Raw genomic sequence first — 23512 nt, 5'->3', positions numbered from 1 at the left:
TGGAGTGGTACACATGACCGAGTCCAATCGCGCGCCCGCCGCGCCCCTTACCCCCGTGAAGCAAGCGTTGCTGAAGATAGACGCGCTGCAACGCGAACTGGCCGAAGCCCGCAGCGCGATGAACGAACCGATCGCCATCGTCGGCATGGGCTGCCGTCTGCCCGGTGGAGCGGATTCCGCCGACGCGCTCTGGTCGATGCTCGCGGACGGGACCGACGCCGTCGGCCCCGTGCCGGCCGATCGATGGACCGACGCGATCTACGATCCGCGGCCGGGCCGTCGCGATACGAGCTACAGCAGGCATGGCGGCTTCATCGACGACGTCGATCGGTTCGATGCGGGATTCTTCGGCGTGTCGGAGCGCGAGGCGCCGCACATCGATCCGCAGCAGCGGCTGCTGCTCGAATGCACCTGGCGTGCGCTCGAAGACGCCGGCTTTTCGCGAGAAGCGATCGCGTCGTACCGAACCGGCGTGTTCGTCGGTTCGTCGGTCGACGACTACGCGCGTGTCAGCGAAGGCGTAGCGGGCGACACGCTCAGCTATGCGCAGACGTCGCTCGGGACCGCGCGGCCCTTCGCGGCCGGTCGCATTTCCTACCTGTTCGGATTCCATGGCCCGGCGTTGCATCTCGACACCGCGTGCTCGTCGTCGCTCGTCGCGGTCCATTTGGCTTGCCATAGCCTGCGCACCCGCGAGTCGGATGTCGCATTCGCGGGCGGTGTCAACCTGATGCTGTCGCCGGAGATGACGATCGCGCTGAGCGAGCTTCAGGCGCTGTCGCCGAGCGGCCGCTGCCGGACGTTCGACGCGGCAGCCGACGGTTACGTGCGCGGCGAGGGCTGCGGCGTCGTCGCGCTGATGCGGCTGTCCGATGCGCGGGCGCAGGGCAGACCGATCCGGGCGGTGATCCGCGGCTCCGCGGTCAATCACGACGGGCGCAGCAATGGCATGACGGCGCCGAATGGCCGCGCGCAACGCGACGTGATCCGCGAGGCGCTCGAGCACGCCGGCGTGTCGCCGGCCGACGTCGACTACGTCGAGGCGCACGGCACCGGTACGCCGCTCGGCGACCCGATCGAACTGCGTGCCCTCGAGGACGTGTACTGCCGCGACGCGAACCGCACCGGCGACCTGTACGTCGGCAGCATCAAGACGAATATCGGGCACCTCGAATCGGCCGCCGCGGTCGCCGGGCTGATGAAGGTCGTTTGCGCGCTGCAGAAGGGGGAACTGCCGCGGCACCTGCATTTCGATACGCCGACCACGCACGTCGACTGGCATGCGAACGGCATTCGTGTCGCGACCGAGCATGCGGCGTGGCCGTCGTCCCGCCCGGGCCGGCGAGTGGCGGCGATCAGCTCGTTCGGCATGAGCGGCACGAACGCACACCTGATCGTCGAGGCGTGGCAAGAAGCGAGCGCGGCGGAACCCGATGCGGGCGTCGCGCTGGCCGGTCACGCGCGCCACGACATCTGGCCGTTGTCCGCCCACACGGCGCCGATGTTGCAGCAGGTGATCGAAGACTGCGCGGTGCACGTGCGGGCAGACGCGTCGGTGGCGCCCGCCGCGCTCGCCAGCGCGCTGCGTCTCGCGCGCGACAGCCATCGGCATCGCGTGGCGATCGTCGCGGATTCCCGCGACACGCTGCTCGATGCGCTGTCGGACGCCGCACGGGCCATGACGATCCGGAGCGGGCAGCCCGGCGGCGTTCGCGACCGGCTTGCGTTCCTGTTTACCGGACAGGGCGCGCAGCGCGCCGGGATGGCTCGGCAGCTCTATCGGGATTTCGCGCCGTTTCGCGACGTATTCGACGCATGCGACGGCCATATCGAGGCGCAAGGCGAACTGTCGCTCGTGGACGTGCTGTGGGGCGACCATCAGGACCGGATAAACGAAACGCGTTACACGCAACCTGCGATGTTCGCGCTCGAGGTCGCGCTCGCGCGCTTGTGGATGCACTGGGGCGTCGTGCCCGATGTCGTGATGGGCCACAGCATCGGCGAGTACGCGGCTGCGTGCATCGCCGGCGTGTTCTCGATCGAGGACGGCTGCCGTCTCGTGACGGCGCGCGGGCGTTTGATGGATACGCTCACCGCGCCGGGCCGTGCGCTCGCGGTGTTCGCGAGCGTACGTCTCGTGGCCGACGCCGTGCGCGATTACCCCGGACGGGTCGCCATCGCCGCGGACAACGCACCGGAGAGCGTGCTGGTGTCGGGTGATCCCGACGCAATCGAGTCGATCGCGCGGCTGTTCGCGTCGCGCGGCATCGCAACGAAGGCGCTGGCGGCATCGCGCGCATTCCATTCGCCGCTGATGGAGCCGATGCTTGCGGAATTCGGCGCCGTCGCCGCGACCGTGCGGTATCGCGCGCCTGCGATTCCGATCGTCTCGAATGTGACGGGCCGATTCGAGGTCGAACGCCTGTGCGATCCCGCGTATTGGGTCGAGCATGTCCGGGCCACGGTGGCCTTCCGTGCGGGTGTCGACACCCTGCTCGACGACAAGGTGACGACGGTCGTCGAGATCGGGCCCGGCAAGACGCTTGCAGGCCTCGTCACAGCCTGCATGGCGGAGCGGGCAGATCATGGCAACGTGATTGCGCTGCCGTCGATGAACAATGACGGGCGCGAGACCGAACAGTTGTTGCGTGCATTGGCGCATATCTATATGTGCGGCCGTCGTGTCGACTGGCATGCATACGAGCGGTCCCGGACCGGTGCGCCGATGCGGCAAGCTGCGCGCCGCGGCGTGCTGCCGCCGTATCCGCTCGAAGCGCACCGCTACTGGGTGAATGCGCGGGAGCCGGCGCAGCGGGCGAACGTGCTGACGAGCGCAGCCGCCACGCGTCGGACCGCCGGTCGCGGCGTGCTGGGCCGGCGTCTCGCGATTCCGGCGTCGGACCGCCGTCGCTACGAGAGCGAGGTATCCGATCGGCATCTGCCGTTTCTGGGCGGACACCGCGTGCACGGGCAACTCGTTTTCCCGGCCGCAGGGTTCGTCGAGGCGCTGCTCGACGCCGCGTCGCGGCGTGATGGTGCGGAGTCGGAATCCGGGAGCGGTCCGTGGCTGTTCGCGCGTGAGGTGTCGTTCGATAACGCGCTCACGCTCGAGTCCGGCAACGCGGTGACGTTCGGCACGGTCGTGCACGCAGGCGATACCTCCCATCCCGGCGAAGAAGGCGTGCGGATCGACGTTCACGCCTGTCACGACACGGCAGCTTGCAAACCCGAATGGACGTTGCAGTGCGCCGCGCGGATCGGGACGACGCACGGCGTTCCCGACGCGCCGGCACTTGACGAATGGCGCACGCAATGCGGCGACGCGTTGCCTGTCGACGGTTTCTACGAGCGCTTGCAAGCGACCGGGCTCGAATACGGCCGCGCATTTCGCTCGATTCGCGCGCTGTCGCGGGGCGGCGACGTGGCGCTGGCCCGAATCGAAATGGAACCGGACGGCACGGACGACCTCGTCCGCATCGTTCATCCGGCGTTGCTCGACAATGCGTTTCAGACCGTCGCGGGCGCGCTATGGGATGCGGAGCTGAACACTGCCTTCGTGCCGATCGGCATCGAGCGGATCGCCTGCGTCCCGATGCCCGACGTGCGGGCGGTGTGGTGCGCGGTGCGGGCCCGGGTGAAGCGCAGCCTTGCAACCGCGGATCTCTCGTTATACGACGACGCGGGTACCTGCGTCGCCGTCGTCTCCGGACTGCGGCTGATGGCCGTCGATCCGCGCCGATTTCGGCGGACCGCGGAGCCAGTCGCGCTGAACACGCTCGTCTGGCGGCCGTTTGCGGCTACACGTGAAGCGGCCGACGCACGTGCGAACTTCGTGCTGATCGGCAACGGTTCCGCGCTGGATGCGATGGTGGCGCACGCATGCGAAGACGCTGGCAACGCGTGTGCAATCGCGGCGCTGACGATGGACGACATGTTCGACGACGATGCAGGCGCCCGGCGCATTCGTGCTGCGCTCGACGACGCACTCGCCGGCCCGAATGCACGACCTGCCGTGCTGCTCTACGTGTGGCCGTCGATAGGCGATGCGGGGTCCGAAGACGAACTCGCTGCAGTCGGTACGGCTTACCGGCGCTTCGCGAACTTTTGGCGCGAAGTGCAGTCGGCCCGCTGGCCGCAGGGCATGCCGACCGTCTGCATCATGACCCGGGCGGCACAGCACGTGCCCGGCATCGACGTGCGCGTGTCGCCGTTTCAGGCGGCGGCTTGGGGCGTCGCCCGCAGCCTGATGCACGAGAGCGGCGACATTCCGGTGTGCGTGGTCGATCTGCCGGCGCCGGATGCGACGTCTTGCGCGAGCGCGCTGACCGCACTGGCGGGCGCCGCGGCGACCGGCGAGACGCAGTTCGTGTCATGTGGCGACACCGTATATGTCCCGCGGCTCGTCGCACGCGACGCCGGTCGGGCGCAACCGCTTGCGCGCGGCGCCTATCTGGTGACGGGCGGACGCGGCGCAATCGGCACGCGGGTGATCGAGCAACTGATCCGGAACGGCGTGCCGAAGATCGTGTCCGCCAGCCGCCAGGTGCCGACTAACGGCGAACGCGCTCGCCTGGCCTCGATCGCCGGTGCGCACGGCACGATCGTCGAATTCGTGGCGGCCGACGTCGCGTCGGCCGCCGATACCGACGCGCTCGTCCATGCGCTCGAAGCGGATTCCGCGCATCCGCTCGTGGGTGTCCTGCATGCGGCGGGCACGCTTGACGACGGCCTGCTCGCGACCCAGCCGATGACCGACGTATTGAAGGTGCTCGCGCCGAAAGTCGCGGGGACGTCGAATCTGCATCGTGCGACCGCGCATCTGCCGCTGCGGCACTTTGTATCGTTTTCGTCGATCGTGGCCTGCATCGGCTCCCCTGGGCAATGCGCATACGCCGCCGCGAACGCCTACGTGGACGCGCTGACGGCCCTGCGCAATCAGGACGGCCTGCCCGGGCAAACGATGAACTGGGGCCTGTGGGGCGGCAACGGGATGGTCGACCAGCTCGACGCGCGGCAACTGCGCCGCATCGCATCGTTCGGTCTCGAGCCGATCGAGCCGGACGCCGCATTGCGCCTGTTCGACACGCTGGTAGCCGAACCGGACGGGCAGACGCAGATCTGGAACGTGGAAGTCGATACGCTGATCAAGCGCAGCCCGAGCCGCGCGATGGCGACGTTGTTGTCGGAGCTCGTGCCGCCCGCGCCGCCGGCGAATCGCCCGACCGGTACCGGCCACGGCTTGCGCGAGCGCATCGCGGGGTTGCCGGACGACGAGCGCATGCAATTGCTGCGCGGACACCTGACCGACGCAATCGCCGCGACCCTGCATACGTCGAGCGAGCGGATCGCGCCGGATATCCCGCTGATCGAGCTCGGGCTCGATTCGCTGATGGCCGCGGAATTCCGCAATGCATTGCGTAGCGAGCTGGGCGTCGATGTTCCGTTCGGGCGATTGCTCGAGGGCGCGACCGTCGACGACGTCGTGCGCACGATCGTGGCCACGCTCGATCGTAGCGAGTCGCGGGCGCTCGACGGAACACCGCCGTCGCGCGTCGCGGACCGGATCGACGTGGTGTCAGGAGAAGCGACGTTCGGCGTGGAAATGGAAGGAGGGGAGCTGTGAGCTCGATCGAATTCATCAACGAACTGGCGGGGCGCGGAATCGAGCTCTGGACCCAGGACGGCAAGTTGCAATACAAGGCGCCGAAGGGTGCGATGACACCTGCGCTCGTCGACGAGCTGAAGACCCACAAGGCGACGCTCGTCGCGCTGCTCGAGCAATTTGCGGGAACGGCGGGCACCTACCCGCTCTCGTTCGCGCAAAAATCGCTCTGGTCGCTGCATCAGCTCAATCCCGACAGTGCGGCATACAACGTGACGTACGCGACGCGCATCGACGACGGTGTCGACATATCCGTGCTGCGTCGCTGCGTCGACTATCTGATCGCACGCCACCCGATCCTGCGCACCGCGTATCGCGTGATCGATGGCGAGCCGCGTCAGCAGGTCGGGTCGCAAGCGCGCGCGCGGTTCTCGGTCGATCGCGTGTTTGGGGCTGACGAAGCCGCCATCCGCCGATGGATCGACGAAGAGTCGAATCGCCCGTTCGACCTGACGCAATCGCCGATCCGGCTCAAGCTGCTGCTGAACGAGCGGGACGGCGCGGACGCGATTCGCACGGTGCTGCTGTTGAACGTCCACCATATCGCCGCCGACTTCTGGTCGCTCGAGATCCTGCTCAACGAGCTTCGCACGCTCTACCGGCTCGCCTGCGCGGGTGAGCCGCTGAAGTTGCCGCCTCTACCGGTGCAATACAAGGATTGCGTCGAACACGAGCGCGCCCGGCTCGACGGCGCGGACGGCGAGCATCTCGCGGCGTTCTGGCGGCGCGAGCTGGCACACGGATTTCCAGTGTTGAGCCTGGCGACCGACCGGTTGCGTCCGCCGCGCAAAACCGAGCATGGCCGCGTATACGACCGGTCGCTCGGCGCGACACTGTCGCACCAGGTGCGCGACACGGCCAGGCTGCTGCGCGTGACCCCGTACATGCTGCTGCTCGCGGTCTACCAGTTGCATCTTCACCTTCATACCGGACAGGGGCGGTTGATGATCGGCGCACCGACTTCCGGGCGCAATGCGCCGGGCAGCGAGAGCGTGGTCGGTCATTTCGTGAACACCGTCGTGCTCGCGTGCGAAGTCCGACCGGACGATTCGTTCGACGATTTGCTGCGGCGCACGCGCGAGATGATGCTGCGCGTGCTCGATCATCAGGATTATCCGTTTCCGCTGCTGGTCGATGCACTGCGTCCGGCACGCGATCCGAGCCGGTCGCCGATCTACCAGGTGATGTACAACTGGAATCAGGCCCGCGGCGATTTCGCCGCCGAACGCGGGAGCGGTGTGCCGTTCTATCGCGAGCGTCTCGCCGCATCGAGCACCGGTACGCGCGGTGCGACACACGACCTGACGCTCAACGTACAGGATCTCGGTGACGAATATCTGACCGCCTGGACGTTCAATACGGATCTGTTCGACGACGGAACGATCGAGCGATTCGCGAGCCAGTACGCGCATCTCGTGGAGCAGGTGGTGGCTGACACCAGCCGTTCTCTACACCATTACACACTCGCGACCGCACCGATCGACGATGCGCGAAACCGCATTGCCGCGGCCGACGCATTCGTGCGCCGCGCGGCCCATGCCGAATCCGATGCGCAGCACGATGCCTCGCGCGTCGTCTGGCAATTCGACCGTCGCGCGATCAGCGACGGCGAGGTCCGCGATGCGGTTCGCGCCGTCCGTGCGCAACTGGATGCTCTCGGGATCGGTGTCGGAAAACGTGTCGAACTCCGGCTGCAAAGTGTCGCCGAGCGCGCGGTCGCGTTGCTCGCGATCCGCGCCGTCGGCGCGTGCTATACGGTGTCGGCCGACACGGCCGACGCAGTGTGCCGCGGTCGTAGCGACGAGTGGTCCGGCTGGGAGATCGATGCGATCGAAGTGGCGCATGCGCGCGACGTCGCCGCGCGCGCCGACGGCGTTGCCGCAGGCAACGCGTCGGCGGTCGAACCGCTGCTCGACTATGTCGGTCAATTGCTCCGTCTCGACGCCAACGCAACGGTGCTCGTTCCGCACGGAGCGCATGACCGGCTGTCGGCAGCGGCGCTCGCCCAGACCGTGCTTGTCGGCGGCACGGCTCGGCTGTCCGAGCAGGCCGCCATTGGCGCGCTCGCTTCCGGCGACTCGGCGATCGCGAACATCGCGTACGCGGAACTCGGCCGGTTGCTCGCGGGCGGCCCGTCGCTACTCCTGCCGTCGCTTCTGTTGCAACGTGCCGATGTCGCCGGCATGGAGCGGGCACGCACGCTGGTCGCGTACGGCGAGCATCCGCATACGTTGAAGTCGTTCGCCGCGGCCAACCGGATACCCGCAGCGGCGTACTTCGTCCCCGTGCGGCGCGCGGACACCGGTTCGGCGCTGTGTGCGTTCACGGCCGGGCCAGACGGCTGGCGATTGCTGGCGCCGTCGTATCCGGGACGCGTCGCGTTCGCGCTGGGATCGTCCGGCAGCTTCGCCGACGATCGTCAGGCCGGAACACTGCATTTCTTCGACGGCGCGTCGATCCGCGCGTCGGGTGCGGGAGCGCCGCTCGAAACCGCGCCCCCGGACAGGACGCTGATACCCACCGGCGTGTCGGTCGTCCGACGTGGCGCCGACTTGCTGTGCGCCGATCCTTCTGCACGGGTCGTGCGTCACCAGCCCGTGCCGATCGAGATCGGCACGGTCGAGCAGGCCATCTCCGAGATCCCCGGTGTGGCCGCCGTCGCCTGTGCGTGCGTCGTTCGGGACACGCAGGAAATGCTGGTCGCCTATCTCGTCGCGGATGACGGCCAGATGGATGCGCATGCACTCGAAAGCGCGGTTCGTTCGGCATTGAAGCGTGCGTTGCCGGACGCGATGCACCCCGACGCGATCATGGTGCTCGACCGGCTGCCGCTCGACGCGGACGGCGCACTCGACGCAGGCGGACTCCCGTTGCCTTGCGCGAGCGAGCGGGCCGACCGTAGCGCGTCGACCGACATCGAACGAAAACTCGCCGCGATCTGGGCCGACGTCCTCGGCCAGCCGTCGGTCGGCGTCGATCAGGATTTCTTCGAATTGGGCGGCGATTCGATTCTCGCCGCGGTCATCGTATCGCGGGCCGCGCTGGACGGCATGTATTTGAAGCCGCAGGACATCTTCCTGCATCCGACCGTGGCGAGCCTGTCGACGGTGGTGCGCGAAACGCCGGGTCTCGATGTCGATCAGGGACCGGTGCATGGCGAGACGGTGCTCGGCCCGGCGGCGCAATGGTTCGTCGAGCGCGTCGACGTCGATCGTTCGCACTTCAACCAGGCGCTGCTCGTTCCGCTCGACGAGACGCCCGACGCGAACATCATGGCCGAGGCGATTCGCGTCGTCATGCGCCATCACGACGTGCTGCGCTCCCGGTTCGTCGCGCACGGCGACGAAATGCGGCACGTGTTCGCCGGCGATGGCGGCTCCGATGCCGTCGATTTTGCGATCGTCCGGTGTATCGACCCGGCTGGCCGGCATTGCGAACGCATGTGGCGCGGCGCGATCGACGCGGCACAGAGCAGCCTCGACCTCGAAGGGGGCCGGCTCATGGCGGTCAGGTGGCTCGAGAGCACCAGCGTGTCGAGCAGCCGGCTGTTGATCGTCGTTCATCACATGGCGATCGACGGCGTGTCGTGGAGCATCCTGCTGCAGGACCTGGCCGATTGCTATCTGCGGTTGCGCGCCCGCGCGGCTGCGGCGTTGCCGCTGAAGACGAGTTCCGTGAAGGCCTGGGTCGACCAGTGGCTGGCGCTGGCGCAGGGCGACGCGCTCGACGACGATCGCCTCTACTGGCGCAAGGTGAACGCACAGGTGCGCGACGTGCTGGGCGGGCCGAAGCGGGTGGCGCTGATGCGTCACGGGTTGACCTCGATCGTTCAGCATGCTTATCAGGAATCGTCGCTCAGTTGCGCGATCACGCTCGATGCGGATCTGACGCACGCGTTTCGAACCACGGCGCCGCGTGCCTATGGCACCGACGCGAACGATCTGCTGATCGCAGCGCTGCACGCGGGTTTCCATGCATGGAGCGGCAGCGATGCGTTGCTGGTCGATGTCGAGGGGCACGGCCGGGACGCGCTCGGCGATGCGATCGACCTGAGCCGCACGATCGGCTGGTTCACGTCGATCTATCCGGTGTTGATCGACACGCCGGCCAACGCCGCGGAACCGTCGGCGCTCGTCAGGTCGGTCAAGGCCCGGCTGCGCGAGGTGCCGCGAAAGGGTGCGAGCTATGGCGTTCTGCGCTATCTCGACACGAAATCGCAGGCCGGCGCCGATGCGCTGACGTCGTTTCCGCGTGCGCCGATCCTGTTTACCTACCTTGGTCAACTGGAGCAATTGTCGGGGCCGTCGTCGCCGTTGTACGGCGGGCCGCCCGAACCGGCGCCGGGCATCCGCAGCCCGCGCCAGCGGCGCACGCACCTGCTGGACGTCGTCGCGTATGTGTCGCGCGGCAGGCTGACCGTGGAGTGCAGCTTCTTCGGGGTGCCGGGCGTCGACGAAAGCATCGGCTGCCTCATGTGCCGCGTCGAAGAGGCGCTGACGATGCTGATTCGCCATTGCAGCGCCGACGGGGTGGGCGGTCTGACACCCGACGACGTTCCTCAACTCGATGTCGACCAGGACGCGCTTGACGCGCTGCTGGAAGAAATCGACGCACTCGAGCGCTGAACGCGGCGGCGCGCGATAGCGCGCGTTCGTCGAGCATGACCGCACCAGGAATCCAGGATGACCCGAAACGTCGACACCATTTACCCGCTTACGCCTCTGCAGCGAGGTATGCTTCACCATTCGCGACTCGACCCGGCCTCCGGCATCTACGTCGAGCAATTTTCCTGCGTGTTGCACGGCCCGCTGGACCTCGAGCGATTCCGCGGCGCGTGGGAAGCGGTCGTGCATCGCCACGACACACTCAAGACGCTGTTCATTCGCCTGCATGAAGAGAATCCGTTGCAGGTCGTCCGGCATACGGTCGGATTGCCGTTCGAGGTGATCGACTGGCGCGATCGAGCGGCCGACGAGCAAGCCGATCGATTCGAACACCTGCTGGCGAGCGACCGTGCACGTGGCTTCGATTTCAGCGTCGCGCCGCTGATGCGCGTCACGCTGATCCAGCTCGGTCACGAACGGCATCGGTTCCTCTGGACCTATCACCACGCGATCCTCGACGGCTGGTCGATGCCGTTGCTGCTCGGCGAGGTTTTCCAGCGCTATTCCCGTCCGGATGCGCCGCTTCCTGCCCTCGCGCGGGACTATCGCGACTACGTTGCGTGGCTGCGCACACACAATGGCGACAGTTCGCTCGACTATTGGCGCGATCTGTTGCGCGGCTATCGCAGGCCGGCAGGATTCGCGCCGTCGGTATTCCCTTCGCCGGCAAACGGTGCCGTAGGCGGCGCCGAGCCGCGTCGCACGTTGTCGGTTCGGGCCGACACGATGCCGGCCGGATGGATGGAGGCGGCCGGCCGCGCATGCCGCGCCGCCCGGGTGACGCTCAATACGCTTTGTCAGGGCGCGTGGGCGATGCTGCTTGCGCGCTACGCCGGTTGCAACGACGTCGTCGGCGGCATCGTCGTATCGGGGCGTGGCGCGGAGGTGGACGGTATCGAACGCATGGCCGGTCTGTTCATCAACACGTTGCCGTGGCGTGCGACGCTCGACGGCGAGCTCGATACGGCTGACTGGTTGCGACGCTTGCAAGCCGATACGCAACGGCTGGAACAGCATGCGCACAGTGCACTCGCGGACGTATTGAAATGCAGCGAAGTGCCGCGCCAGCAATCGCTCTTCGATACGCTTTACGTATTCGAGAACTATCCGGGCCGGGATGCGTTCGACCGGCTCACGGCGAGTTGCGGGTGGCGGATCGACGACCCGCGCGCCGTCGAGGAAACGAGTTATGCGTTGGCGCTGATCGTATTGCCGACGGATACGTTGACGATTCAGTTGACCTACGACACGGCCCGATTCGACACGGCGTTTATCGAGCGCATGGCGTTGCAATACCGCAGACTCCTGGAAGTCCTGGTCGACGCGACCCCGCGAAAGGTGTGCGACCTGGTGCTCGACGCGCGATCGTCGACGAGTACCGGCGCGAGGCCCGACGCATCCGCATCCGCGTCGATTGGCGACGCGACGTTGTCGGCGCATATCGCCGCGCATGCCGCTCGCACGCCGGATCGAATTGCTTTTTCCCGACTGGACGGGCGCGAGTCGCCGGACAGCGCGCACGGCGTCACCTATGGAACGATTGCCGATCGCGTGCAGCGTGCTGTTCGCCAATGGCGGCGTTTCGGCTATCGGCCGGGCGAGCGTGTGCTGATTGCATGCGATGACCCCGTCTCGGGGCTGGTATTGCTGCTGTCCGGGCTGACGTATGGCATCGATTGTGTGATGACCGACCCGAATCTGCCATCGTCCGCGTTCGATGCGATCGTCGATGGCGGTTGGTCGCCGGAACCGCTGCGAAGCTGCGTGACGACTGCGCAGCATACGCCGTTGACCGGCGTCATGTGTTACGTATTCGACGAGCGGGATCCGATGTACGGGCAAATCGGCGGTGCGCTCGACGATCGTTCGGACCCGGTGCAGGGTGCCTGTTCGTTGCTGCGGCGCGATGTCGACGGCGATTGGCGCGTCATGCGCTATACGCACGCCCAGCTCGTCGAAGCCGCGCGTGCGTTCGCAGCGACGGTACCGGCCGGCGCATCACGGGATGTTGCGCTGGGCGACGGGCCGCTGTCGCATACGGCGTTGTGGACGGTACTGGGCGCACTGAGTGCCGGACTGTCGCTGCACCAGATCGCGAGCGCCGGCGATCCTGCGTTTCTGCGGCGAGCGGCGGCTCCGAATGCGCACTGGAACGGTATCGTCCTGAGTCCAGAAGCGACGCGTCATATCGTCCGCGCCTCCTCGATGCTGTCGGCCGGCGCGCTTCGCACCGACTGGGTCATGGCCGATGCACGCTCGTTGACGCGTGAGGACGCCGCGAGACTCGCCGAGCTCGCACCCGGCGCGAAACGCTTTCGGCGATTGTGCTGGCCTGCATGGTCGCTCCCGCATGCGGTTTCGTCGGCCGATGGATTCGATCGCGTCGAATCGGGCGTGGTATCGGCAAACGAATCCGTGTTCGTCGCCGACACCCATCTGAACCCGGCGGGTGGGGATGCACTCGGTACGCTCGTCGTGTCGGGGCATTCGGTGCCCGATCTGATGTTGCGCAACGGCAAGCCGGACCGGGACAGCCTGACCGTCACGCGCAACGGCACGTGGTTGCGCACGACGCTGGACGCGTGGCACACGGAGCATGGCTGTCATACGTGGCTGCCCGACCGACGCGCGTGTTCCGAAGAGACGACGGCGGACTGGCTCGATGTCGAGGCCGACGTTGCACGGCAGGCGGGTGTCGATGAAGTCGCGCTCGTCGAGCGGATCGCGGAAAACGGACAATGGGACCATGCGCTGTTCCATCAGGACGCGACGGCCGACGCCGCGGACATCGTGCGCCGACTGGCCGGGCAGCGCGGCATGCCGGCACTGTCCGCCGGCGCAATTGTCGCGCTCGCCGCTCTGCCGCGTTCCGCGAAAGGAACGATTGATCGCGTCCGGCTGCTTTCCGGTGACGTGGAGGTTCGCCAGCATGATCGCCATGCGGCGCCTCGCGACATCGTGGAAACGGCGATCCACGACATCTGGTGCGTGTTGCTCAAGCAGCCACGCATCGGCATTCACGACAATTACTTCGATCTCGGCGGCGATTCGCTGCAAGCGACCGTGATGCTGTATCAGATCGGCGAGCGGCTTCAGCACCCGATCGACATGGAAACGCTGCTGGCCGCGCCGACGATCGCCGGCCTGGCTGCCAGTGTCGCGAATGGCGATGTGCGTCGCGATACGCCGGCCGTCGATTTGTCGGGTGAAGCGCGGCTCGACCCGGCAATCGAGACCCGGCAACCGTATGTGTTGCGCCCGTATCGCACGGTATTGCTCACGGGCGCGACGGGCTTCCTCGGCGTGCACCTGCTTCATACGTTGCTCGCGACGACCGACGCGCGCGTGATGTGCGTGGTCCGCGCCGACGATCCGGCCGCCGGCGTACGACGTATCGAGGCCGCGATGCGGTCGCATGGCTTGTGGGACGCGCAGTACCGCGAACGGATCGTGGCCGTGCCGGGCGACCTTGGCGAACCGAACCTGGGTTTGTCGGCGGCTGCTTTCGACGCGCTCGCGCGTGAAATCGATGCGATCTACCACAACGGCGCGCTGGTCAACTTCGTTTACCCGTACGCGACGCTGAAGCAGGTCAACGTGCTTGCGACTCAGGACATCGTCAGACTGGCGAGCCTGCATCGAGTGACGCCGATTCACTACGTGTCCACGGTCGGCACGCTCGACCGTTATTCGGATGCGTTGCCGGAAACGCTCGCGGTGCCGTTCCACGAACACCTGACGAGCGGCTATGAACAAAGCAAATGGGTCGCCGAGCAGTTGCTCGCGCAGGCGCACGCGCGCGGCGTTCCCGTCACCGTCTATCGTCCGGCGCGGATCGTCGGGCATGCCGCGAGCGGGCGGATGAACCTGGACGATCTGTTCTGTCGGTTGATCAAGGGCATCATCCTGTTCGGAAAGGCGCCGCGCGACGTCGGGTTCGACAACATCCTGCCCGTCGACGTCGTCAGCCGGATCATCGTACGCGCGTCGCTCGACCCGACTGCCGCGGGGCATGGCGTGCATGTGATCAACCCGCGCTGGAACTCGCTGGACGCGCTCGTCGATTTCATCGAAGACGAAGGCTTCGCGATCGAACGGATGAGCTACGACGCGTGGCTCGCGGCATTGGCGGAACATGTCCGGCAGGATCCGGCGCATCCGCTTTCGATGCTGATTCCGGTACTCAAAAAATTGAATCCCGTTGCGGATCCGACGGTCGGGCGCATTCTTCCGATCGACGTCACCCAGTTGAAGCGGCTCGCGGGTGACGTGCTCGCATCGAGTCTGCGTCCAGCCAACGACTGGTTGCGCACGTTCTTCGATTACTTCTACGAAGACGGTTTTCTCGAGCAACCGCATGAAAGGCTGGCCACCGCATGAGCCGCGGTTCGCCCGTGCGACCGAGCGCGAAACGATGATCTGAAGTCGGCGGCGTCGGGGCGCGACGACCGGCCCCGTCGAATAGTCGATGCCCGGGAAGGCGGGGCCGCCGTCGTCCCGGTTCCCGCATTGCCCGAAAGCGATGCGTTGCCGTCTTGCATGTCGGGCGGGTCGAGCCGGCATCGAAACGGTGTCTGCCGACCGTGTTCTCGGATCGCGAGCGGTCGAAGCGCCTTCGACGGTGCGTGTGCGCAGGGTCGCCCGACAGCAACGCTTGCATCGGTGAAAAAATATCTCCAACGAACATCACCGAGGGGTCTCCGCTCGATCATTCCCGGATCGAGGGGCGCCCCCGTGCCCAATGCCCGCGCGTCATGCTTAAATAGCGGGGCTCCCGACAGCCGACCGCCGCGATGGCAGCGCCGGCCGGCATGGGCCGGCATGTCCGATCGATACCCGTGACGACAGACGATACAAAAGTGCCGATCCGGCCTGCCCGGCGCGGTCCGATAACATTCCGAGGCATCACGTCATGTCCCTTGTGTTCCGTCTTCTCGCGCTCGCCTGCGCGCTCTGGCTGGCCGCCTGTGTGGCGCCGCCCCCGCCGCCGCCCGGTACCGCCGCGTCCGCCCCCGCACCGGACGCCAGCGAGCGCCGCGGGCTCGGCACCGCGTGGGGCGAGTCGGTGCGATCCGAAACCCGGCAGGTCGAATTCGAACGTGCTGATCCGACGTCGCCGACGGATCTCGCGTCGGTTTACTACGACGACGTGCTGCCCGGCCATCTTCCCGCGTCGCAGGTGCGTCGGCTGCCGACTCGCGTCGTACTTGCGAACGGCGACATCGCACTGTCGTTTACCGACGAGAAGGGCGCGCCGCTGCGTCTCGCGCGCCGCGACGGCCGCTGGCACATGGCGGGCGTCGAGGGTTCGCGCTACATGATCGTGTTGCGCAACCAGGGGCGGCGCGCGTTCGAAGTCGTGTCGACGGTCGACGGGCTCGACGTGCGGTCGGGGCGGCCGGGCAGCTATGCGAACGGCGGCTACGTGCTGTATCCGGGCCGCACGCTGACGATCGAGGGATTCCGCAAGAGCCGCGACGAAGTCGCCGCGTTCCGTTTCGCGGCCGTGCCGGACAGCTATGTCGCGAATTCGAAGTACGGCGATGCCGCGAACGTCGGCGTGATCGGCGTCGCGCTGTTCGCGCAGAAGGAGAGCGACGAGGACGCGTTGCGCCGCAACGCGAATCCGTTTCCCGGCAACGACAGCGGCTATGCGCCGCCGCCGGTCCCGCGCGGCGACTGAGCGCCCCGCGTGCATCGCGACGCACGCGGGGCAATCCAGTGTGCTTTCCTGCTGCCCGTTCGACGCCGTTCCCGTTTCGTTTCGCTCGAAACACGGTCCGGAGCGCAACCTCGCGACCGGACGATCGCGTGGCCGTCTTTTCGTGCGCTGCCCGTTCTTCAGCGGCGCGGTATCGCCGTCGCCCGCTCGTGCTGCGGCACAATGTCGGTTCGCATCGGTATCGCGTGCTTCCCCGCCATCCGGACCGACGGAGAACGCATGTCGTTACCCGCTTTCAGGTACCATCCCGACCCGCTTGCAGCGGGCAGCGCGACCCTGTCCGACGCGTGTCGCATGCGCAGCGGCAAGCCAGCGGCTCCCGGGACGACGCATGACGGCATGGCGTGCGCGAGCGGCATCGCCCCTTCGTCATGAAACAGAGGAACCTTCGTGAAGTTCATCCACGCGGCAGACATTCACCTTGACAGCCCGTTGCACGGCCTGAGCGCCTATCCCGACGCGCCGGCCGCGCAGTTGCGCAACGCGTCGCGCGAGGCGCTGCGGCAACTCGTGGATCGTGCGATCGAAGAGGAAGTCGCGTTCCTCGTGATCGCAGGCGACCTGTACGACGGCGACTGGAAGGATCACAACACAGGCATCTTCTTCGGCCAGCAGATGGGCCGCCTGCGCAAGGCCGGCATCCGCGCGTTCGTGCTCGGCGGCAATCACGATGCCGAAAGCGAGATGACGAAGAAGCTGACGCTGCCCGACAACGTCACCGTGTTCGGCCACCGCAAGCCGGAAACCTTCAGGCTGCCGGAATTCGACGTCGCGCTGCACGGGCAGAGCTTCAAGGACAAGGCCGTCGTCGACAATCTCGCGATCGGCTATCCGGATCCGGTGCCCGGCTATTACAACATCGGTGTGCTGCACACGGCGCTCGAAGGGTATGCGGCGCATGCGAACTACGCACCGTGCACGCTGGCCGAACTGCACGCGAAAGGCTACGACTACTGGGCCCTCGGCCACGTGCACGAATTCCAGCAATGGACGGGCGCGTCCACCGTCGTGTTTCCCGGCAACCTGCAGGGGCGCCATATCCGCGAGACGGGCCGGCGCGGCGCGGTACTCGTGACGGTCGAGCAAGGCAAGACACAGGTCGAGCGCCTGTATCTCGACGTGCTGCGCTGGGAAGCCGTATCGGTCGATGCATCCGATTGCGAGTCGGTTGCGGATCTGTCGAGAAAGATCGGTCAGTCGCTGGAGGCGCTGTTGACCGTCGACGGCCACGTGCCGCGCGCGGTGCGCGTCACCGTCACCGGGCGCACGCCCGCGCACGGTCTCTTTTTCGGCCGCGCGCCGCAGTTGCGTGCGGAGGTGCTGAACCAGATCGGCATCATCGGCAACGAGCGGCTGTGGCTCGAGAAGGTCCGGCTCGCGACGTCCGCCGCCGATCGGCAGCCGGGCGAAAGCGAACCGCTCGAGGCGCTGGAGGATCTGAAGCAGATTCTGGCCGACGCCGCGCGCGATCCGGATTTCCTCGCGCTGCTCGAACGCGACCTGAAGCCGTTCGTCGGCAAGGTTCGCAGCGACGTGAAGGAGGACGTGCCGTTGCTGACGATGGCGCGTGCGGGCGAGCTGACGGCGCTGGTCGAGCAGGTCGGGCCCGCGTTGCTGGCACGGCTGGCGAGGGGGGAGTAAGCGATGCGCATCGGCCAGCTCGATCTGATCAAGTACGGCAAGTTCACCGACGAGACGCTGCGTTTCCCGTCGGCCCGCGAGGATTTCCATGTGATCGTCGGGCCGAACGAGGCCGGCAAGTCGACGATCCGCACGGCCGTGTCCGAGTTGCTGTTCGGCATGAAGCTGCAGACGCCGCTCGATTTCCTGCACAGCACGCCCGAGTTGCGGATCGGCGGCGTGCTGGAGAGCGGCACGGGCGAGCTCGCGTTCCACCGTGCGCGCGGGCGCAGTTCGTTGCGCACGCCGGCCGACGACAAGCTGCCCGACGACTATCTGACGGCGATCCTCGACGGCGCGACGCGCGAATTCTTCGAGCAGATGTTCGGGCTCGATCACGGGCGGCTGGTCGATGGCGGTCGCAGCATTCTCGACGCATCGGACAAGCTCGGCCAGGTGCTGTTCGAATCGGCTGCCGGCGTCGGCAGCCTCGGGCGAGTGCGCGAGGAACTCGACGCGCGTGCGCTCGAATTGTGGGCGCCGCGTCGTAGCGGCAGCGCATTTACGCTGGCCGAAACGGCGTTCAACGAAGCCGTGGCCGAGCTGAAGACGGTCCAGGTGCGCACGCGCGACTGGGTCGATCGCAAGGATGCGCGCGAAGCGGTCGAGCAGCAGATCGAGCAGGCGCGTGCGGAGCAACGCCGGCTCGAAGCGCTGCGCTCGAAGCTCGAACGCGTGCGACGGCTCGCGCCGTACCTGAAGGAACTGACGGTCAAGGACGCCGCGCTGGCCGAACTGGGCGCGGTCGTCGAGTTGCCGCCGACCGCGTATGCGGATCTGCTGAAAGCGCAGGGCGATCTCGCGGCCGAGCAGAAGGTGCTCGAGGAGCGACGCGCCGACCTGCTCGCGAAGCGGCAGGCGCGCGACGCGATCGTCGCGGATGCCGACACGCTGGCGCTCGAAGCCGATATCGAGGCGCTCGATCGACTGCGCGGCGCATGCATGAATCACGCGCAGGATCTGCTGCTGCTCGGCGCGGACGTCGAGCGGCATCTGTCCGCCGCGTCGTCGGCGGCCGCGCAGCTCGGCTGGCCGACGGACGAAGCGTCGCTGCGCGCCGCGTTGCCGACGGCGCTGTCGCTGAAGACCGTCGCGAACCTGCTGCGCGAACATGGCGCGCTGCACCAGGCGCTTGCCGGTGCGCGCGAATCGCTCGACGAACGCACGCGCGAACTGACGCAGGTCCGGGAACAACAGGCGCGCCTGTCGACCGTCGACGTGCCGGAAGCATTGCGCGCGGCGCTGGCCGATGCGCAGGGCTTTCGCAACAGCGGCCCGCGCGAGCAGGCGCTGGCGCACGAAATCGCGGCCGCCGAACGCACGCTGTCCAGCGCGCTCGACGCGCTCGGCCAGTGGCGCATGCCGGTCGATGCGCTGCGTGCGCTCGACGTGCCGTCGGCGGCGCGGCTCGGCGCGTTGCTCAAGGAAGACAGCGAGCGTGCCAGTGCGGCCGCCGCCGCGCGCGAGGCGCGCGACGGTGCGCTCGAAGAGTTCGAACGCCTCGAACTGCAAGAAAAGCATTTCGCGGAGAACCACAAGGTCGTCACGACCGCCGACGTGCTGGCGGCGCGTGCGCGTCGCGATGGCGCGTGGGGCGATATCCGCAACGGCGCCGTCGATCTCGCCACGGGCGCATCGGCGCTCGACGACGCGATTCGCCTCGCCGACGAGCTCGTCGATGCGCAACTCGGCGCGACCCAGGCCGCCGCGACGCTGCAATCCTTGCGTCAGCAGGTCGAATCCGCGCGTGCGGGCGTGACGCGCCGGCAGGCCGCGCTGGACGAACGTGAGCGCGAGCTCGCCGCACATCGCGACGCCTGGGCCGCGCTCGCGACGGCGGCCGCGGTGCCCGGCATGCCGCTGGCGGCGATGGGCGACTGGCTCGCGAAGCGCGACACGGTGTTCGCCGCCCAAGTCGATCTCGATCGTCAGCGTCGCGAATTCGACGCGATGCGTGCTGCCCGCGCCGGCGCCGAAGCCGCGCTGCGTGCGGCGCTGCTGACGGTATCGCGGGGCGGCGAATCGGACGGGTTGGCCGCGCTCGTCGCCGTTGCAGAGACGTTCGTGCAGTCGGCCGAGAAGGCGGCCGCACAGAAGGACAGCCTCGACGATCGCGCGCGGGAAGCCGAACGCGGATGCGCGATCGCACAGTCGCGGGTCGGCCATGCGCAAGCGGCTTACGACGCGTGGCAAGCGCAATGGCGCGACGCGCTGGCCGACGCGAAACTGTCCGCGAGCGCGACGACGCTGGCCGCGGCGGAAGGTGCGCTCGGTCTCGCGAATACGGTGACGGCCGAACTGGCCGATGCCGACGCGCCGCGCAACCGGATCGCCGCGATCCGCGCGGAGCTGGCCGCGCTCGAGGCCGGCGCGAGGCGGCTCGCCGAAGCGCTCGCGCCGGAGTGGCTGGCGAGCGGCGACTGGCCGGACGTGGCGCGCCGGCTGACGATGCGCCTCGCGGCCGCCCGGGAAATCGCGCGTGCGATCGAGCGGGCCGACGAGGCCGTGCGGCAGGCCGACGGCAAGGTTGCGGACGCGGCTGCCGCGGTGGCCGGCGCCGACGCGCGCATCCAGCCGCTGTTGCAACTGGCCGGCGTCGCATCGATCGACGCGGCGCTGCCGCTGGCCGAGCGCTCGGATCGTCAGCGCCAGCTTCGACAGGCGGTCGATGCCGCGCACGAGGCGCTGGTGCGAGACGGAGACGGGCTTTCCCGGTCCGCCGTCGAGGCCGAGGTGGTGGAACAGGACATTGCCGACGTGCCGGCGCATCTCGAAGCGGTAAAGCAGTCGCTGGGCGATATCGGCAAGCGGTTGAACGAGCTGGCGCAGCAGCAGGTCGTGGCCGATCAGGCATTCGGCGCGATCGACGGCCAGGCGAACGCGGCCGTCGCCGAGTCGAAACGGCAAGAGGCGCTTGCGGCGATGGGCGATGCGGCCGAACAGTATCTGGAAGCGGCCACGGCGAGCCGCTTGCTGAAGTGGGCGACGGATCGCTACCGCGACCAGAAGCAGGGGCCGATGCTGCGGCGCGCGGGCGAGATTTTCGCCGGACTCACGCTGGGCGAATTCGCGAAGCTGACCGTCGATACCGAACGGACGCCGCCCGCGCTGTATGCACGGCGTACCAGGGGAACGTCGGTCGAGGTCGCCGGGCTGAGCGAAGGGACGCGCGATCAGTTGTTCCTCGCGCTGCGGATCGCGGCGCTGGAGTTGCAGCTCGGCAGCCGCACGGCGCTGCCGTTCGTCGCCGACGACCTGTTCATCAATTTCGACGACGCGCGCGCGAAGGCGGGGCTCGATGCGCTGCGCGATCTGTCGACGCGCACCCAGGTGCTGTTTCTGACGCACCACGACCACCTGCTGCCGCTCGTGAAGGACGTCTTCGGCGCGCGGGTCAACGTGGTCGAGTTGCAGCGCGCGCCGGCCGGCGCGTGATGCGGCGCGTGACGCGGCGGAGTACGCCGGGGTGCCGGCGCACGGGAAGGGTCATCGCGTACAGGTAGTATGAGCGGTTCCGAAACGCACGCGGCCGGTTCGGCGGTCGCGGGTCTGGCCACACGAGGGGTGAATATGAAGAAGCTGGTAGCCGCGATTGCGTTCGCGGCGGACAAGCATCGCAATCAACGGCGCAAGGACGAAGAGGCGTCGCCGTACATCAATCATCCGATCGCGCTCGCCGACGTGCTGGCCAACGAGGCCGGCGTCGAGGACGAACGCGTGATCGTCGCGGCCGTGTTGCACGATACGGTCGAGGATACGGAGACGACCGAGCAGGAGTTGCTGCGGCTGTTCGGCAAGGACGTGGCGGACATCGTGATGGAAGTTACCGACGACAAGTCGCTGCCGAAGGACGAGCGCAAGCGTCTGCAAGTCGAGCACGCGCCCACCATCAGCCGGCGCGCGAAGCTCGTGAAGCTGGCCGACAAGATCTGCAACCTGCGCGACATCGCCCGGCATCCGCCTGCGGACTGGCCGCTCGAACGCAAGCAGGCGTATTTCGACTGGGCGAAGTCGGTCGTCGACCCGATGCGCGGTATCCATCCCGGTCTCGAGGCGATCTTCGACACCGCGTACGCCGCACGGCCGGCTGACTGAGGCACGCACATGCGATCGGCCCGATCCGCCGCGCAAGAACCGGCCGCCGTGGCGGGTGTCGATGTCGGCGGCGACAGGAAGCTGTGCGATCTCGTGATCCTGCGTGGCTCGACGGTCGTCTGCCGGGAAGCGCGGATCGCGCCCGAATCGCTGCCTTCACTATGTCTCGCCCATGACGTCGTGGCCATTGGCGTCGACGCACCGAGCCTGTGGTGGGCGGGGAGCGGCCGCCGCGCGGCCGAACAGGCGCTCGCGCGTGAACGGATCTCGTGCTTCCCGACACCGTCGCGCGAGCAGGCCATCGCGAGCACGTCGGGCTTCTTCGACTGGATGTTCATGGGAGAGCGCGTCTACCGCGCGCTCGCGGACGCTTATCCGTTGCTGACCGACGCGCGTTATGCGGGCGGACGTGCGAGCTTCGAGACCTATCCATATGCGATTACCTGCGCGATGCTGGGCAAGGCCGTGGCGTCGGCGAAGCAGAAGCGCAATCAGCGCCGGCAATTGCTGGAGCGGTTGGGAATCGACGTATCGATGCTGCGCTCCGTCGATGCGCGAGACGCGACCCTGTGCGCGTTGACGGCGCAGTACGTGATCGACGGGAACGCGCATGCGTATGGCGATGCGGCGGGCGGATACATCCGTGTGCCGATGATGAGCGAGACGATCGTGCTGGATTCACCGTAGGAGCGATGTCCGGCTCTGCGCGTGGTGGCGGTTGCAGGGTGGCCGCTTCGGGTGGGGAGGAGGCGGCCGGCGCGGGGACGAAGATTGTCAGCTAGCGGTTGTCGTCGGATACGACGCGAGGCCGGTGCACCGCGCGATTCGAGGAAGCCTGTTCAATCCTCGAGGATGGATTTCGGCACGCTGGGCAGGTCACATGCCTGTGCATGCTCGAAGTAGCTGTCCGCATCGTCGATCATCACGACCGCGACGTCGATCAGCTCGTCCAGACGTTGCAGCAGCGATTCCCGCCACTCGATGTCTTCATCGCGCTCGGGCGTCTTGTCCAACTGCTCGATGATCGAGTCGGCCGTCTGCAGGAATGGAATCGCCTGCTGATAATTTTCGATCGAGACCAGCGCCGCATTGCGCGCGCCGACGAGCCGCTCGCGATGCGCGTCCGCCAGTTCGGATTCGCCGCTGATGCGCGGCAGCATATCCGAGATTCGTTGCAGAAGCGGCGGGACCTGTTCTTCCAGCCGGATCGCGCGTTCGCGCAGGGTGGCATATTCGTCGCGAAGGTCGGTGTCGCCGGGTTGAGTCATGCTGTCCATCGTCGATATGAATGCGTGGTTCGGTCGCGGCATGATACTCGACCGCGCCAGGTTCCTTGCGCGTTCCGCGTCCGCTTATATATAGGAGCAAAGACGTGTTCGTCATATCTTTGGAGGGTGGCGCGTGTTGTAAATTACGGCTCGTCGCGCCCAAAGCCTCCGTGCGCGGCAGCGCACGGAGGCTTTTTCGAACTTTCTTCACAAAGAGCTTGCACGGAAGGGGGCGGCTGCATAGAATCACGCCTCTTTCGCGCTAACGGAAACGCGGCGCGGGAGGAAGGGAAGCGGTGCTGTTGAGGTTCGGGAGTAGCGAGCCCGGCGGCGCAGGAAGATGGCCCCGCAGTCGCAACGATGTCGTGCAGAAAGTTGTTGACGCGCTGCGAAACACGGTTCATAATCTCGCTTCTCTGCT

General features: G+C 67.3%; 9 protein-coding genes. 8 read left to right on the top strand and 1 reads right to left on the bottom strand.

From position 1 onward, the window contains the following. Positions 1-13 precede the first annotated feature (13 nt). The 8 genes from WT24_RS07745 (at position 14) to WT24_RS07705 (ending at position 22510) form a co-directional block, all read left to right on the top strand. Complete coding sequence (locus WT24_RS07745) at positions 14-5623, top strand: type I polyketide synthase (RefSeq protein WP_082742123.1); 5610 nt, start codon at positions 14-16, stop codon at positions 5621-5623. Continuing rightward, positions 5620-10287: a condensation domain-containing protein gene (locus WT24_RS07740; protein ID WP_060032370.1), complete on the top strand. Its 4668-nt coding sequence runs from the start codon at positions 5620-5622 to the stop codon at positions 10285-10287. Before WT24_RS07745 ends, WT24_RS07740 begins: the two co-directional genes overlap by 4 nt. A gap of 57 nt (positions 10288-10344) precedes the next feature. After that, complete coding sequence (locus WT24_RS07735; protein WP_082742122.1) at positions 10345-14706, top strand: thioester reductase domain-containing protein; 4362 nt, start codon at positions 10345-10347, stop codon at positions 14704-14706. A 532-nt stretch (positions 14707-15238) separates the two neighbouring features. Further along, positions 15239-16009, top strand: a complete 771-nt coding sequence (locus WT24_RS07730; protein WP_060032364.1) for a hypothetical protein — start codon at positions 15239-15241, stop codon at positions 16007-16009. A 429-nt stretch (positions 16010-16438) separates the two neighbouring features. Continuing rightward, complete coding sequence (locus tag WT24_RS07720) at positions 16439-17689, top strand: DNA repair exonuclease (RefSeq protein WP_059793180.1); 1251 nt, start codon at positions 16439-16441, stop codon at positions 17687-17689. 3 nt (positions 17690-17692) lie between these two features. Then, positions 17693-21163, top strand: coding sequence for a YhaN family protein (locus WT24_RS07715; RefSeq protein WP_060032358.1), 3471 nt, complete (start codon positions 17693-17695; stop codon positions 21161-21163). Positions 21164-21298: 135 nt separating this feature from the next. After that, positions 21299-21823, top strand: a complete 525-nt coding sequence (locus tag WT24_RS07710) for an HD domain-containing protein (RefSeq protein WP_060032355.1) — start codon at positions 21299-21301, stop codon at positions 21821-21823. A 9-nt stretch (positions 21824-21832) separates the two neighbouring features. Next, the gene (locus WT24_RS07705) at positions 21833-22510 is read left to right on the top strand and encodes a DUF429 domain-containing protein (RefSeq protein WP_059503468.1); all 678 of its coding nucleotides are present in this window, start codon (positions 21833-21835) and stop codon (positions 22508-22510) included. A gap of 152 nt (positions 22511-22662) precedes the next feature. Here the strand turns inward: WT24_RS07705 and WT24_RS07700 are convergent, their stop codons facing one another. Continuing rightward, complete coding sequence (locus tag WT24_RS07700; protein WP_257127443.1) at positions 22663-23100, bottom strand: ATPase; 438 nt, start codon at positions 23098-23100, stop codon at positions 22663-22665. Positions 23101-23512 lie beyond the last annotated feature (412 nt).

The sequence above is a fragment of the Burkholderia sp. MSMB1078WGS genome (assembly GCF_001528895.1).
Taxonomy (GTDB): domain Bacteria; phylum Pseudomonadota; class Gammaproteobacteria; order Burkholderiales; family Burkholderiaceae; genus Burkholderia.
The sequence above is the reverse complement of the archived record's forward strand: the minus strand, read 5'-3'. Positions and strand labels throughout refer to the sequence as shown.

Bases quoted from the DNA above. Each gene is read 5' to 3' on its own strand.
- WT24_RS07745 (WP_082742123.1), top strand. From the start codon at position 14: ATGACCGAGTCCAATCGCGCGCCCGCCGCGCCCCTTACCCCCGTGAAG.
- WT24_RS07735 (WP_082742122.1), top strand. From the start codon at position 10,345: ATGACCCGAAACGTCGACACCATTTACCCGCTTACGCCTCTGCAGCGA.
- WT24_RS07730 (WP_060032364.1), top strand. From the start codon at position 15,239: ATGTCCCTTGTGTTCCGTCTTCTCGCGCTCGCCTGCGCGCTCTGGCTG.
- WT24_RS07715 (WP_060032358.1), top strand. From the start codon at position 17,693: ATGCGCATCGGCCAGCTCGATCTGATCAAGTACGGCAAGTTCACCGAC.
- WT24_RS07710 (WP_060032355.1), top strand. From the start codon at position 21,299: ATGAAGAAGCTGGTAGCCGCGATTGCGTTCGCGGCGGACAAGCATCGC.
- WT24_RS07705 (WP_059503468.1), top strand. From the start codon at position 21,833: ATGCGATCGGCCCGATCCGCCGCGCAAGAACCGGCCGCCGTGGCGGGT.
- WT24_RS07700 (WP_257127443.1), bottom strand. From the start codon at position 23,100: ATGGACAGCATGACTCAACCCGGCGACACCGACCTTCGCGACGAATAT.